Origin of the sequence: Escherichia sp. E1130, assembly GCF_005781065.1 — a bacterium.
Classification (GTDB): domain Bacteria; phylum Pseudomonadota; class Gammaproteobacteria; order Enterobacterales; family Enterobacteriaceae; genus Escherichia.
The window spans coordinates 1-14117 of the sequence record NZ_VATL01000009.1 but is presented as its reverse complement, the minus strand read 5'-3'; the positions used below and the strand labels follow the sequence as shown (position 1 = coordinate 14117).

Sequence of the window (14117 nt, the reverse complement as noted above, 5' to 3'; positions counted from 1 at the left end):
GGATACCACCAGTCAGGCTGGCAGAAATTACTCGGCTTTCTCCACAAAGATACCATCCTGATGCCCTGCTTCATTAAAGAACCAGATGCCGAGCGGGTAGTCTTCCAGCGAAACCAGGTACATTGTGCCTTCACTAAACTCCTCAACTGCCAGTACCACGCCAGGACGACGCGGACCGCCATCCGTTTTGACTGTTACCCGATCATTCACCTTCATCGTTTTCCTCCTGTGGCTTTGTGCCAGTTTAGAACAATTTCGTTTTTCTGACAGCGCCGGGCGCGCGCGAGTGCTGATTTTCTCAACGGTCTATACTTAAGAAATGCCTGGCTGACATGACGTGTCGGCAGCAACATCGGCAGCAACATATAAGCAACGGTTGCGAGGAAAGATGATGAAAACCGCAAAAGAGTACAGCGATACCGCAAAACGTGAGGTCAGCGTCGATGTCGATGCCCTGCTGGCGGCGATCAATGAAATTAGCGAAAGCGAAGTTCATCGCAGCCAGAACGATTCGGAACACGTTAGCGTCGATGGCCGTGAATATCATACATGGCGTGAATTAGCCGATGCCTTTGAACTTGATATTCATGACTTTAGCGTCTCTGAAGTGAATCGCTAAATGCGTGATAAAAAAATCCCGACCCTTGTTGGGGTCGGGATCAAACTTGCTTAAGCAAGAAGCACTTAAAAAATTCGTTACACCAGGAAATCTGATGCGTTCATCACCTTATCCGCAATTTTTTAGGCTGACAAGAAAATATTCTTGATATGAATGATTAACGTCACTAATGAATGGGAGTGTGATCCGCGTCACCCCTTGGAGGCTATGGCGTTCACGTGATCGCTCCCAAAAAACGATTTTTTATAATTCGTGCTGTTTTAAGAAATATCCGGCAAAGGGAGTACTGCGCGATCATGCTTTCAATTCATCAACCGCTGCTGATTTTCACCGATCTTGATGGCACCCTGTTGGACAGTCATAGCTATGACTGGCAACCTGCCGCCTCCTGGTTAATCCGCCTGCGGGAAGCGGAGATCCCCGTGATCCTGTGTAGTAGTAAAACCTCGGCTGAAATGCTGTACCTGCAAAAGATGTTAGGTCTGCAAGGGTTGTCACTCATTGCAGAGAACGGCGCGGTGATCCAACTGGATCAACAATGGCAGGATTTGGACGATTTTCCGCGCATCATCTCGGGTATTGCTCATAGTGAGATCAGCCAGGTATTAAATACGCTGCGTGAGAAAGAACACTTCAAATTCACCACCTTTGATGACGTCGATGATACAACCATCGCTGAATGGACTGGCTTAAGCCGCAGCCAGGCCGCACTGACGCAGTTGCATGAGGCTTCGGTCACGCTTATCTGGCGCGACAGTGACGAGCGGATGGCACAATTTACCGCTCGCCTGAATGAACTGGGCTTGCAGTTTGTGCAAGGTGCGCGTTTCTGGCATGTGCTGGATGTCTCAGCCGGGAAAGATCAGGCAGCCAACTGGATCATTGCGGCATATCAGCAATCGCGTGGAAAACGTCCGACCACGCTTGGCTTAGGCGACGGCCCAAATGACGCACCATTACTGGAAGTGATGGATTATGCGGTGATCGTAAAAGGGCTAAACCGGGAAGGAGTGCATTTGCAAAATGAGGATCCGGCCCGTGTCTGGCGGACACAGCGAGAAGGACCGGAAGGCTGGCGCGAAGGGCTGGATCACTTTTTCACGGCCAGTTAAGGGCTATCACTCGCGCAGACCTGATTGCGCCCCGCTTGTTTTGCGAGATACAACCGCCGATCGGCCAGAGACTGTAATTGCTCAAAATCATAATCGCCGGTTTCCTCGCTGCTACTCACCCCCAGCGAAGCACTGATGCGTAGGGTCGTGCTCTTGGCGATCAACATCTCTTTTTCATTCAGCTTCAGGCGAATACGTTCGGCCACTTCCGTTGCCTGCGCCAGGTTAGCGCCAGGCAGAATCACACAAAACTCCTCGCCGCCCACGCGGCCTGCAACGTCCTGTGAACGCAATGAACGACTGATTAATCCGGCAGCATGCGACAGCACACGATCGCCTGCCTGATGACCAAAGCGGTCATTAATCGCTTTAAAATGGTCAAGGTCGACCTGGATGACAGAAAACGGATGTTTGTGTATCTGACACAATTCGGCAAGCGGACGCGCTTTTTCGAACAATGCGCCACGGTTATACAAGCGCGTTAAGGTGTCATGCCACGCCTGCCACTGCAACGAGCTTTGCAGGACATACATATTGCTGACCATCTGGCGAATCACATACCATGAGATAAGTAACATCGTCGTAAAGAGCGCCCACAGAAGGGTTAACGCAATGCTGATGCTGCCGAAATCACCACGCACACCTTCACTAAGCGTATGAATGCGCACTAATGCGCCGTCAAAATGGTCCAGTCGCTCCCAGCTAACATAGCGACTGTTCATCCTAATACCACCGCGCGTATCGTGTTCCATAGCCTGCGCCAGAGATGCCAGCTCTCGAGGATCAAAAAGGTCCTCCGCCGAGTGTTCCGGGTTAGATGAAGTCAATAATTTTAGTTTGCTGTCGTAGAGCTGGTATTCACCATCCAGTTTTTTATCAATAGCGTTTTTTAGAAATTGCTGCATCGAGCGCACAGGGATACTCATTCCCAACACGCCATACCAGTAATTATTACTGTCGACCGGTACGCTTACGGTGACCTGCGGTTCAGTAACATTGTTATGGCCATGCTGAGAGGTAAACCATCGTACGCCACGTTGACGATTTTCTCGTTCTGATTGGCCGATAAACCAGGGTTGCGTGACAAATTCGTAGTAACGCGTAGGGATATTTCGGGTAAACAACGTCGGCTGCGTCGAAACGTAGAATCCGGCGCGCGAGACATACATTGCCTGTTCAACCATCGAAGTAGAGTTGTGCGCCAGTCGTAGTAAGTAGCCGACTTCCAGTGCGGCAGTAATTTCATTGTCGAGTAATTCATTTTCGCGAGAAAGCTGATTTCCCTCGCTCACTAACGCATCCGAGACACCGTTTACTGACAGAGTGCGTCGTCTGTTGAGTTCGATTTGCCAGGCGTGCTCGTCGCGATGTTGTTCAAACTCGACAACAGCGTTACGCATAGAGGTGAAATCCAGCGGCGCAACAAGGGCTTCACGCATTCCATTACGCAAAAAAATCAGTTTATCGACGTTATATTGCAATTGCTTGTCGAGCGCGTTGGCAACGTTTTCCAGATGATTACGCTGACTGGAGATATAGGCGTCTTCCAGCACCACGACTTCACGCCAGGTGAGCAAAGTGGAGAAGATCAACACCACGATAAAACACAGATTAACGACATGACCTGGCCCCAGGCGGCGCGCGAGTTTTTTTAGCCAGCTCTGGTTTTCCATTTTTGTCTCGTGCTGCACCCTGACGACTCCCAACCTGCTTTTTAATGATTCTGGCATAACCTGGCGATAGCGTACCGCCAAACAACGATAATTTTATAATGTTGGCATGATACGAGGCATCAGGCCTTCGATATTGACGCTGGCACAACTGCCGGATGCGGCGTGAACGCCACATCCGGCCTGGTGTTAATTGCACATTTTCAAACTTCTTCCGACGAACAACTCCCCTCCCCCGGAACAAGCTCGGTTTCATGAAAAGCTTCCCGCTTGACCCCATAACCGTCATACCACCGGCACTCAACCATACCGCTGGAATACCCAGTGACAATCATCCGCGGGCCGCCCTCTTTTACCGTGACTTCCTCACTAACCATAAAGCTCATACTCGCCTCCTTTTTTCGAGTGAAACTTGTTCACCTTAGTCGAGGATGGCGAATTTTGCATAACAGCCAATGTGAATTTTAATGTGCCTGGCCGCGCATTTTCGCTACCACTTTCACTCCCAGCACCACGATGCCACCGATGATAAATCCAAGAATCAGATTTAAAACAGTCGGTAATATCATCGCCACAAGCGCGTTCTGCTGTCCGGCAAAATGTTCAATGGCATGATGCAGCGGCGCGATGCCATGCACCACAATGCCGCCGCCAACCAGGAACATCGCCAGCGTGCCGACAACCGATAATGCTTTCATCAGCCAGGGCGCGATAATCAACAGCCCCTTACCCAACGCCTGCATCAACGTACTGGACTTTTCTGCCAGCCAGTAGCCCAGGTCATCAATCTTAACGATAATCCCCACCAGGCCATACACGCCAATCGTTACCACCAGAGCAATCCCTGAGAGCACCAGCACCTGATTAATCAGCGGCGCTTCCGCCACAATACCCAGCGTTATGGCGACAATTTCCGCAGACAAAATAAAATCGGTGCGAATGGCCCCTTTTATTTTGTCCTTTTCAAACTTGAGCGGGTCTTGCTCCGCCAGTTTTTCCAGACGCTGCTGACTCTGCGCCGGATCCTCTTTGTGTTTACGCGCCTCCAGCATATGTAGCACTTTCTCTACCCCTTCAAAGCAGAGAAACGCACCACCAATCATCAACAGTGGCGTAATTGCCCACGGGATAAATGCACTGATGATCAGCGCCAGCGGCACCAGAATCACTTTATTGATTAGCGATCCCTTCGCCACGCCCCAGACCACAGGAAGTTCCCGGTTGGCACGCACGCCTGAAACTTGTTGCGCGTTGAGCGACAAGTCATCCCCTAATACGCCGGCGGTTTTCTTCGCCGCCAGCTTGCCCATCACGGAGATATCGTCCAGCAAAGTGGCGATATCATCGAGCAACGTCAATAAACTACTCCCGGCCAAAAGCATTCCCTCTCATTTTTTCGTTGACGCGCTAAGTATGAAGCAAAATCGGCTTGCCTGATACTGTGCTTCACAGGTCAACATTTTTTTAACAATCAAGCACAATTATATCTCTCGCCAGCAGAATGATTTTCACGTTTACTATGAACCACCTTTTTATTTCCACCGTGAGGGATTATGCGTTTCCGCCAGTTGTTACCGCTTTTTGGCGCGCTGTTTGCGTTGTATATCATTTGGGGCTCGACCTATTTTGTCATTCGGATTGGCGTTGAAAGCTGGCCACCGTTAATGATGGCGGGGGTGCGATTTTTGGCAGCAGGTCTTTTATTGATGGCATTTTTACTGCTGCGTGGGCACAAATTGCCGCCGCTACGTCCCCTGCTCAACGCCGCGCTTATTGGCCTGTTACTGCTGGCTGTCGGTAACGGTATGGTGACGGTTGCCGAACATCAAAACGTCCCTTCCGGCATTGCAGCCGTGGTGGTGGCAACTGTGCCACTGTTTACTCTTTGCTTCAGCCGCCTGTTTGGCATTAAAACGCGCAAACTGGAATGGGTGGGTATCGCCATTGGGCTTGCCGGGATCATCATGCTCAATAGTGGCGGTAATTTAAGCGGTAACCCGTGGGGTGCAATGCTGATTTTAATCGGCTCAATTAGCTGGGCGTTTGGGTCGGTTTATGGCTCGCGCATTACCTTGCCGGTAGGGATGATGGCAGGCGCCATTGAGATGCTGGCAGCAGGCGTAGTGTTAATGATTGCGTCGATGATTGCGGGTGAAAAACTGACAGCAGTCCCTTCGCTTTCTGGTTTCCTTGCAGTCGGCTATTTGACGCTGTTTGGCTCGATTATCGCCATCAACGCTTATATGTATTTAATCCGCAATGTCAGTCCGGCTCTGGCCACCAGCTACGCCTATGTTAATCCCGTGGTCGCGGTATTGCTGGGTACGGGTCTGGGCGGCGAAACGCTGTCGAAGATTGAATGGCTGGCGCTAGGAGTGATTGTTTTCGCCGTGGTACTGGTCACGTTGGGGAAATATCTCTTCCCGGCAAAACCCGTTGTCGCTCCCGTCATTCAGGATGCATCAAGCGAGTAAATGAATCCCCAGAGTGTCGATCTGCGCGCTGGCGCCCTCGCCGCAGATCCACTCTTCCAGACGCTCGGTAAGTGCCGCGTCCGTTAATTTCTCCCGCCCGCGTAACGCACATTCCCAGACAATCAACACACGCCAGCCGAGTTCCTGCAAACGACTGATATCGCGCCGATCGCGCTCGACATTTTTACCTATCTTCTCAAGCCAAAAATCTGTTCGCGTGGCGGGGACGTTAAACAGATAGCAATGGTGATGGTGCCAGAAGCAACCGTGGGCAAATATCACACAGCGAAATTCATCAAGGACAAAATCCGGACGTCCGGGAAGACTGGCTTCCTGAACACGAAACGCCAGCCCCTGCTCAGTTAACAGGCTGGCGAGACGTTTCTCGATTGCCGTATCGCGCGTGGCAATCGCGCGCATATTTTTGCTGCGCGTGGCCTTATCGTGAACGTCGGCCATGTTGTGTTTCTCGCTGACGCAACGCCACCGCTTGTCTGATTTTTGGCTCGAGCAGTTTTGCCACCGCGGCAAAAACCGGTACTACCACCGAATTACCGAACTGACGATAGGCTTGCGTATCAGAAACCGGTATACGGAATTTTGCTTCTCCCGGCGCTTCAAAACCCATCAGGCGCGCGCATTCACGAGGCGTTAATCTGCGTGGGCGATGTTGCTGATTCTGCGGATCGTCAAAGTCTTTCTCACCTGTCGCCATATCCCAGCCGCGATCGATTAAGATTTCCGCGCCGTCTTTATAATAACGGGCAGAAAGCGTGCGCGTGACACTTTGCGGATTGTTCGGATAAACCATCCCATAACCGAAGCCGTTACCGCGCGCCTGATGCTTTTTCGCATAGCGATAGAGATACTTCCATAGCACCGGCGTCAGGATATATTTCGCTTCGACCATCGGGTCCAGCAACTGCGCCAGCGTCACTCGCTGCACCGGGAAACAATCGCTAATATCACGCAGGGTGAAATCTTCTTTCAGATTAAGATCGCGACGGAAGCCCACCAGCACGATGCGCTCACGGTGCTGCGGTAGAAAATGTTTGCCATCGATGATTTTCGGATCGTCCGGGCCGTTATCTTCTGCGTCGGCAACGTCATAGCCCAGTTCGTCCAGCGTCTGCATGATGATGCGAAACGTTTTACCCTGGTCGTGGCTTTTCAGGTTCTTAACGTTTTCGAGCACAAAAATCGCCGGACGACGAGCGTCGATGATGCGCACCACATCAAAGAACAACGTCCCCTGGGTATCGCAGGCAAAACCGTGCGCCCGCCCAAGCGAGTTCTTTTTCGATACGCCAGCCAGTGAAAACGGCTGGCAAGGAAAACCGGCCAGTAAAACATCGTGTTCAGGAATGTGCTGACGGATATGTTCCGCCGCCGCGTCATCACTTACGCCCTCTTTATGGCTCAGGGTAATGTCGCGGATATCTTCATTAAAATGATGAGTCGCCGGGTCGCAATAATGGTTGGCTTTATAGGTGCGCACCGCATGTTTATTCCATTCACTGGTAAATACGCACTGACCGCCAATTGACTCAAAACCGCGACGGATACCACCAATCCCGGCAAAGAGATCGATAAAGCGAAACGCATAATGCGGATGATGTGCTGGCGGTTTGGGTAGCAACGTTTGCAGGTGGGCGAACTCATTTTCACTTAAACGGTGCCATACCGAATCATTCGCCAGCGCACGTTTTAAAATCGCCGCGCTCCAGTGGTTCTCACCCACACCATTAAGTTGCGCCACCAGCGTTTTAACATCATAAATTTGCAGCAGTTTCTCCAGCATTGCCTGTGCGGCATTCCCGGTGCTGTATGAATCGGTTACTGAAATATTTTCCTGCATAGATTTAACCGGCCATATGAGATGGCCGACAGGTTAACATAATTACATCGGTTTAGGGCCACGCGCGCAGTCAGCTGGCGAAAACGCATCAATCACGTTGTGATCGATACCTTCATTCTCCCCCGCCAGTTCAGCACTAAGTTTGGCCATAAACTCCACCAGAAAACGGGCGTTGTGTTGCGCCAGTTGTTTACCTTTTGTGGTTTGCATCGTTTGAGGTAGTTTTAGCAGCTTGGTCTGGAAGTGGTCCAGCGCGTAACGTTTATCATCGAGCGGGCGATGCTGCGCGAACGGATCTTCGCCATCAAACAGCGCCACACCTAACGCGCCTGAAACCGCAAACACACGCGCCAGGCCAATCGCGCCTAAGGCTTCCAGCCGGTCCGCATCCTGCACGATTTTAGCTTCCGCCGTTAAGGGCGTAATTTGCGCACTGAAACTGTGTGCGGCAATGGCATGACAAACGGGCTCTATTTTCTCCGCTGGAAATTGCGCAAACTCTTCACATAGTAGGCGACGCGTCTCTTCTGCTGCCAGCATTGAAGATTGCTGCCGTTGCGGATGATTTTTCGCCAGACTCACGATATCGTGAAAATAACAGGCGGTTAAAATCACCAGCATGTCCACGTCTTCATCGACCGCCAGTTTTTGTGCCGTCGCCCAGACGCGGCGAAAATGACACAGGTCATGGGCCGCGTCCTGATACTGATGATGGCTCTTCAACCAGTTCTCGAATTGTGCCTGCCAGTGTTGTAAGTCCATATGCGCTCCGCGGCCAAAGAGTCGCAACCTTAGCAGTTTTTACTCATAGCGTCTGCTACGTACGGGGCGAGGTCGCGTGTACCAGGCAATGCCGCCTAACAACGCCCCGACCATGGCCATAAACAAAAACCCCACTAACGCGCCTAACCACTTTCCCGCAGTTGAACCTAAATCACTTTCAAATCCAGACACGGGGGCATCGGGGATGTGGCTCATTACCCAGATGTAACGCGCCATTACCCAGACAAAATAACCACACCAGGTATAGAAAGCCCATAAAGCCAGTTTGCCGCCAGGGCTACGAGAGAGTCTTTCTTCCATTGCTGTCGAACCATACTCCATTTTGAGATAACCCGGAAAATTCAGACTTATACTGTTATGTGATAAAAGTCACATTTTTCCACATCGGTCGAGCCAGTCAAGTCTCACTCATTTTTTGAACAAATATATGAATCTTAACCACTGACATTATGTGCAGAAAAAACAAGTCGGAAGGCATTTGTTTTTTGTTTGGGCATAATTGATTAATTCATATTTTGAATATATTGGCATTGAATACAATTATACCTTTTTTGTTTTCTGTGTCATGATGACTACGTTATTAGCCTTTTATCGTCTTGTTTATATTTTTTGGGCCGGCATGATGCCGGCTTTTTTTATGCGTTCATTAATGTGCAGTAGATCACACTCAGTCTTTAGTTCAACAATCATTGATGTAATCCATCCTTCCAAAAGAACAATAACCAATTGATATACAAATATAAATATGATGAATACTTATGTCTGAAATTCATAATTATGAATTATATTAAATAGAATAGAAATATTTTGAAATCTTTTAAATACATTTGTTACATGTAATCTTTAAAATAAAATGAACTTCATAGAATAGTATCCAAATGTGCTTTTTTTTGGATAACGGCACTTATTGATATATTCATGAAGATTATAATCACAAGGGAATACATAATGAAAAGAAAAGTTCTGGCAATGCTGGTCCCGGCGTTATTAGTTGCTGGCGCAGCAAATGCGGCTGAAGTCTATAATAAAGATGGTAATAAACTGGATTTATACGGAAAAGTAGCAGGTCTGCACTACTTCTCTGATGACTCTGGCAGTGATGGCGACATGTCATATGCCCGTATCGGTTTCAAAGGTGAAACCCAGATCGTTGACCAGTTCACTGGCTATGGTCAGTGGGAGTTTAACATTGGCGCAAATGGCGCTGAGAGCGACAAGGGCAATACCGCAACTCGTCTGGCATTTGCAGGCTTAGGTTTCGGTCAGAACGGTACTTTCGACTATGGTCGTAACTACGGTGTCGTATATGACGTTGAAGCATGGACCGATATGCTGCCAGAATTTGGTGGCGATACCTACGCTGGTGCCGACAACTTCATGAACGGTCGTGCTAATGGTGTTGCAACCTACCGTAACAATGGTTTCTTTGGTCAGGTTGATGGCCTGAACTTTGCTCTGCAATATCAGAGTAATAATGAAAGCAGTGGACCATTCGGTCAGGAAGGTTCTGGTAAGGGACGTAGCATTACCAAAGAAAATGGTGATGGTTTCGGTATGTCAACTTCCTATGACTTCGACTTCGGTTTAAGTCTGGGTGCTGCATATTCTAACTCTGACCGTACCGATAACCAGGTTCACAAAGGTTTGCATGATACTCGTTACGGGGATCGCTTCGATGCAACTGCTGGCGGTCAAACAGCAGAAGCATGGACCGTTGGTGCAAAATACGACGCTAATAACGTTTACTTAGCAGCCATGTATGCTGAAACCCGTAACATGACTGGTTACGGTGATGCTGATGCTATCGCTAACAAAACCCAAAACTTCGAAGTTGTTGCTCAGTATCAGTTCGACTTCGGTCTGCGTCCGTCCATCGCTTACCTGCAATCAAAAGGTAAGGATTTAGGCGGTGTAAATAGTGATAACTTTGACAGCCAGGGTAATCATCATTCCACCAACAAAGACCTGGTTAAATATGTTGATATCGGTATGACCTACTATTTCAACAAAAACATGTCCACCTATGTTGATTATAAAATCAACCTGCTGGACAACGGCGACGACTTCTACAAAGAAAACGGCATCGCGACCGACGATATCGTTGCTGTGGGCTTAGTCTACCAGTTCTAATCAGCCAACGCGCCGCGGCACGTAACTGTAAAACATAATATCGGCCTGAGTTCGTCCCTCATCGAATTCAGGCTTTTTTATATCCCACATCAAATCACCAACAGCGGCACGCTAAACTGCCGTAGCATGTCGATAAACCCTAATTCCTGCGTAGCTCCCAGCACAATAACATCAGCCAGTTGTTGTTCAGCAAGTTCCTTTATCCCTTCCGGAAGAGTGCCGAAATGAACATATGTATGAATAAATCCTTCAGGCAAAACCAGTTGTTCTGCTATATGAGCTAAACGGCACACAGCCTGCCCACGTAGACCTTCTTTAAAACGATGCATATCAGAAATATACCCACGCTCGAGAACTCTTAAATATTCCGGTATAAAGCCAAGTAAGTGAACATGTCCAGAAGAAACATTGGCGAAAAATTGCGCGTGCAAAAACGCTTGCTCTCTATCATCCCGAGAAAAAACATTCACCGGAATAACAATATTTCGGTACATAGGTATTCCCTGAAAAAATTCAATATAATCAACTGCACTTGAATTATTAGTGCATATTTCTAATACTATATTTAAGTCGTTTTTTTGGAAAAGTTATCGTTGCTGCCCCACTTTAGTCTCCAGGCCATTCCCTCTGACAAATTGTGCAAAGAGTACATCTGATGACAAGTAATTAATCATATCTGTCATCAGTTAAACCTTAATCTGGATCATCATTCTTTCGCGATAATCTCTCGTGCCAGACAGTTTTACGATTATTTTTTTGCTAATAATCTCATTTTCTTAACTTACACTCTCATAGCATGGCCCGGCGAGATTCTTCGCTTCAGCATTTACCTGTTTTAAGCAGGCCTCAGGCGAATCCTCCTATTGTAGGCACATCTGGCGCCGCTCTAAACTTCACGTGAGCACAAAAAATCACCACAATTAAAATTTGTGCTACCGTGAATCAATATCCTGATTTCTGAAAAATAGACTAAAATAAATTAACACCAATTACGACCACTTTACGCAATAAGGAGAAATCGGCATGATTAATATTCGACACAAGTGCAGCATAATCATCGCACATTCCCCCCTTGCATACCGCTTTCGATATATTGACTCCAATTTACCACCTGGTTAAAAATAGCAACCAGCTCAGTCGCGAATATAGTGACTAACCTACATAAGTAACAACAAGGAATACACTATGACTGTTCAACAAAGTAAGAATCCGCAAATCGATATGGCTGAAGATAATGCTTTCTTCCCGTCAGAATATTCGTTAGGCCAATATACCAGCCCGATTTCTGATCTTGATGGGGTAGACTATCCAAAATCGTATAGCGGAAAGCAAAAAATTCTGGTAATCGCCGCCGATGAACGCTATTTGCCAACTGATAATGGTAAGCTCTTCTCAACAGGAAACCATCCGATTGAAACGTTGCTGCCGTTATATCATCTGCATGCTGCTGGTTTCGAGTTCGAGGTTGCGACGCTTTCTGGCCTGATGACAAAATTTGAATATTGGGCTATGCCGCGTAAAGATGAAAAAGTGATGCCATTCTTTGAGCAGCACAAATCTCTGTTCCGCAATCCGAAAAAATTGGCAGATGTTGTCGCCAGCCTCAACGCAGACAGCGAGTACGCAGCAATCTTTGTTCCTGGCGGTCACGGTGCACTCATTGGTTTACCAGAAAGCAAAGACGTGGCTGCCGCTCTGCGGTGGGCAATCGAAAATGACCGTTTTGTTATCTCTCTTTGCCACGGTCCGGCAGCCTTTCTGGCGCTTCGCCACGGCGATAACCCATTAAATGGTTATTCAATTTGCGCATTCCCTGACGCTGCAGACAAACAAACACCAGAGATTGGCTACATGCCGGGTCATCTGACCTGGTACTTTGGTGAAGAACTGAAGAAAATGGGCATGAACATCGTCAATGATGATATTACCGGCCGGGTACACAAAGATCGTAAGCTTTTAACCGGTGACAGTCCTTTCGCAGCAAATGCGTTAGGCAAACTGGCAGCACAGGAGATGCTGGCCGCATACGTAGGTTAATCGGCTGACACTTACTGTGGAATAAAAGTGGGGGTAACTCTCCCCCACTTAACAAACATGAAAACGACCACCTCCAATTACTGACGTTTTAACGCTTCCCTTCACTTTATGCACCCCAGACTGAAGAATGCGACACAAGCTGTTTTTAAACAAAATGATAATTCTCGAAAATGATTAACACATAAACAATAAATATATAGCATATTCCACGTTATTATTTATCGATTTTAGAAATCAATCATTTCTGTTAAACTTCACCACGTTTTAACCAGAATGGAAGCGAGGTTGGAAATGTCATTTGTATCATTTTTCAGACGTATTGCATTTGCGTATTATGATTATCGCTGCAAAAATACTGATATTGCAAAAAGTGAATTCGTAGTTATTCACATTCCCGATCAAATTGGGGATGCAATGGCTATTTACCCAATAATCCGATCGCTTGAAATGCATAAAATAAAACACTTATTAATTGTCACATCAACAATTAATAAATCTGTTTTTGATGCACTTCATCTGGAACAAACAAAATTAACATTGATCAGTATGACAATGCAGGATCATGCCAGTATTAAAGAAATAAAAAAATTAGCAAAAAACATCAATGAACAATATGGAGCTCCTGATCTTTGTATTGAAGCAATGCGCAAGAAAAACCTGAAGACGATGCTATTTATTAGCCATTTACGAGCCAATACAAATTTACAGGTTGTGGGTTTAACAATGAAATGTTATTCACCGATATGTAAGTCAGCGTCGAAAATGGATCAGTCACTACGCGCCCCAGTACCGCTGACATGGGCCTTCATGATGCGAGAAGTAGGATTTCCGGCGCCCCCGCCCATATTTGAATTGCCCCTCAGCGAAATAGTGCTAAAAGAAGTACGTTGTGAGATGCATTCATTAGGTTCATATATTGCTCTTAATTTAGAAGGTAGCGTGCAAGAGAGAACATTTTCATTAACAATGGCACAAAAAATCATTGAGATGATTAAAATGCAATCAGACATGCCAATTGTCATTGTTCATGGTCCGAAAGGTTCGGAAACAGCCCTGGAACTAACCCGGCATTTTGATAACGTTTATCATTTGTCGTTATCACCTTCAATAATGCGGTCTGCAGCAATCATAAGAGATGCCTTCCTTGCAATAACGCCAGACACATCTATTTTACACATGGCAAGTGCTTATAATGTTCCTGTCATCGCCGTGTATGCTGATTATAAGACTCGCTGGCCTGCCATGGCCGGCATTTCAGAGACGATTGTGGTAGGAAAGGCTATTGATCATCTAAATTTGGATGAATTCAGCAATACGCTGAAAAGGATTATCGCGAAAATTTCAGTCACAGCGTAATGAAAGCTCTAACAAAAATTCAAACACTAAAGCACGTTTGCAGAAAAGCAAAAAGCCCGCTCGAAAGCAGGCTTTTTT

The 14117-nt window shown here is 47.3% G+C and carries 15 protein-coding genes; 6 read left to right on the top strand and 9 right to left on the bottom strand.

Features of this window, described 5'->3' with window-relative positions; genetic code table 11:
* Window positions 1-27: 27 nt before the first annotated feature.
* Entirely contained in the window at window positions 28-216 is a 189-nt protein-coding gene (gene dsrB, locus FEK66_RS09210) for a protein DsrB (RefSeq protein ID WP_000867217.1), read from the bottom strand.
* A gap of 175 nt (window positions 217-391) precedes the next feature.
* Here dsrB and yodD point away from each other — a divergent pair, with 175 nt between their 5' ends.
* A complete protein-coding gene (yodD, locus tag FEK66_RS09205) occupies window positions 392-619 on the top strand; it encodes a peroxide/acid resistance protein YodD (RefSeq protein ID WP_000844800.1) in 228 nt (75 codons plus the stop codon).
* 296 nt (window positions 620-915) lie between these two features.
* Window positions 916-1731 carry a mannosyl-3-phosphoglycerate phosphatase-related protein gene (locus FEK66_RS09200; protein ID WP_135407110.1) on the top strand — a complete coding sequence of 272 codons (816 nt, stop codon included), beginning with the start codon at window positions 916-918 and terminating at the stop codon, window positions 1729-1731.
* Here FEK66_RS09200 and dgcQ read toward each other — a convergent pair.
* The 3 genes from dgcQ to FEK66_RS09185 all read right to left on the bottom strand — a co-directional run bounded on the left by dgcQ (window position 1728) and on the right by FEK66_RS09185 (window position 4783).
* Window positions 1728-3422, bottom strand: a complete 1695-nt coding sequence (gene dgcQ, locus FEK66_RS09195) for a cellulose biosynthesis regulator diguanylate cyclase DgcQ (RefSeq protein WP_135494103.1) — start codon at window positions 3420-3422, stop codon at window positions 1728-1730. The genes FEK66_RS09200 and dgcQ overlap by 4 nt on opposite strands.
* A gap of 182 nt (window positions 3423-3604) precedes the next feature.
* On the bottom strand, window positions 3605-3787 hold the full coding sequence (locus FEK66_RS09190) for a DUF2158 domain-containing protein (protein WP_130208609.1): 183 nt from the start codon (window positions 3785-3787) through the stop codon (window positions 3605-3607).
* Between the two features lie 78 nt (window positions 3788-3865).
* The gene (locus FEK66_RS09185) at window positions 3866-4783 is read right to left on the bottom strand and encodes a DUF808 domain-containing protein (protein ID WP_130216453.1); all 918 of its coding nucleotides are present in this window, start codon (window positions 4781-4783) and stop codon (window positions 3866-3868) included.
* Between the two features lie 171 nt (window positions 4784-4954).
* Between FEK66_RS09185 and yedA the strand changes: the two genes are divergently transcribed.
* Window positions 4955-5875: a drug/metabolite exporter YedA gene (gene yedA, locus FEK66_RS09180; RefSeq protein WP_130259947.1), complete on the top strand. Its 921-nt coding sequence runs from the start codon at window positions 4955-4957 to the stop codon at window positions 5873-5875.
* Here the strand turns inward: yedA and vsr are convergent.
* The 4 genes from vsr to drpB are packed head-to-tail and all read right to left on the bottom strand — an operon-like array spanning window position 5864 to window position 8816.
* Entirely contained in the window at window positions 5864-6334 is a 471-nt protein-coding gene (gene vsr / locus FEK66_RS09175; protein ID WP_130259948.1) for a VSPR family DNA mismatch endonuclease, read from the bottom strand. The genes yedA and vsr overlap by 12 nt on opposite strands.
* Complete coding sequence (gene dcm / locus FEK66_RS09170; RefSeq protein WP_135407114.1) at window positions 6315-7733, bottom strand: DNA-cytosine methyltransferase; 1419 nt, start codon at window positions 7731-7733, stop codon at window positions 6315-6317. The genes vsr and dcm overlap by 20 nt, the downstream gene beginning before the upstream one ends.
* Before the next feature lie 42 nt (window positions 7734-7775).
* Window positions 7776-8495 carry a phosphohydrolase gene (locus tag FEK66_RS09165; protein WP_130259950.1) on the bottom strand — a complete coding sequence of 240 codons (720 nt, stop codon included), beginning with the start codon at window positions 8493-8495 and terminating at the stop codon, window positions 7776-7778.
* Window positions 8496-8534: 39 nt separating this feature from the next.
* Window positions 8535-8816, bottom strand: a complete 282-nt coding sequence (gene drpB / locus FEK66_RS09160; RefSeq protein WP_276606719.1) for a cell division protein DrpB — start codon at window positions 8814-8816, stop codon at window positions 8535-8537.
* Between the two features lie 648 nt (window positions 8817-9464).
* On the opposite strand from drpB, the gene ompC reads away from it, so the two are divergent.
* Window positions 9465-10646 (top strand): porin OmpC, encoded by a 1182-nt coding sequence (gene ompC / locus FEK66_RS09155; protein ID WP_138211453.1) that lies wholly within the window; start codon window positions 9465-9467, stop codon window positions 10644-10646.
* 89 nt (window positions 10647-10735) lie between these two features.
* Here ompC and FEK66_RS09150 read toward each other — a convergent pair whose 3' ends face one another.
* Window positions 10736-11140, bottom strand: coding sequence for a universal stress protein (locus tag FEK66_RS09150; protein ID WP_130208625.1), 405 nt, complete (start codon window positions 11138-11140; stop codon window positions 10736-10738).
* A 691-nt stretch (window positions 11141-11831) separates the two neighbouring features.
* Here FEK66_RS09150 and hchA point away from each other — a divergent pair.
* Window positions 11832-12683, top strand: a complete 852-nt coding sequence (gene hchA / locus FEK66_RS09145) for a glyoxalase III HchA (RefSeq protein WP_131161099.1) — start codon at window positions 11832-11834, stop codon at window positions 12681-12683.
* Between the two features lie 291 nt (window positions 12684-12974).
* Complete coding sequence (locus tag FEK66_RS09140) at window positions 12975-14039, top strand: glycosyltransferase family 9 protein (protein ID WP_135494157.1); 1065 nt, start codon at window positions 12975-12977, stop codon at window positions 14037-14039.
* Window positions 14040-14117: the final 78 nt, after the last annotated feature.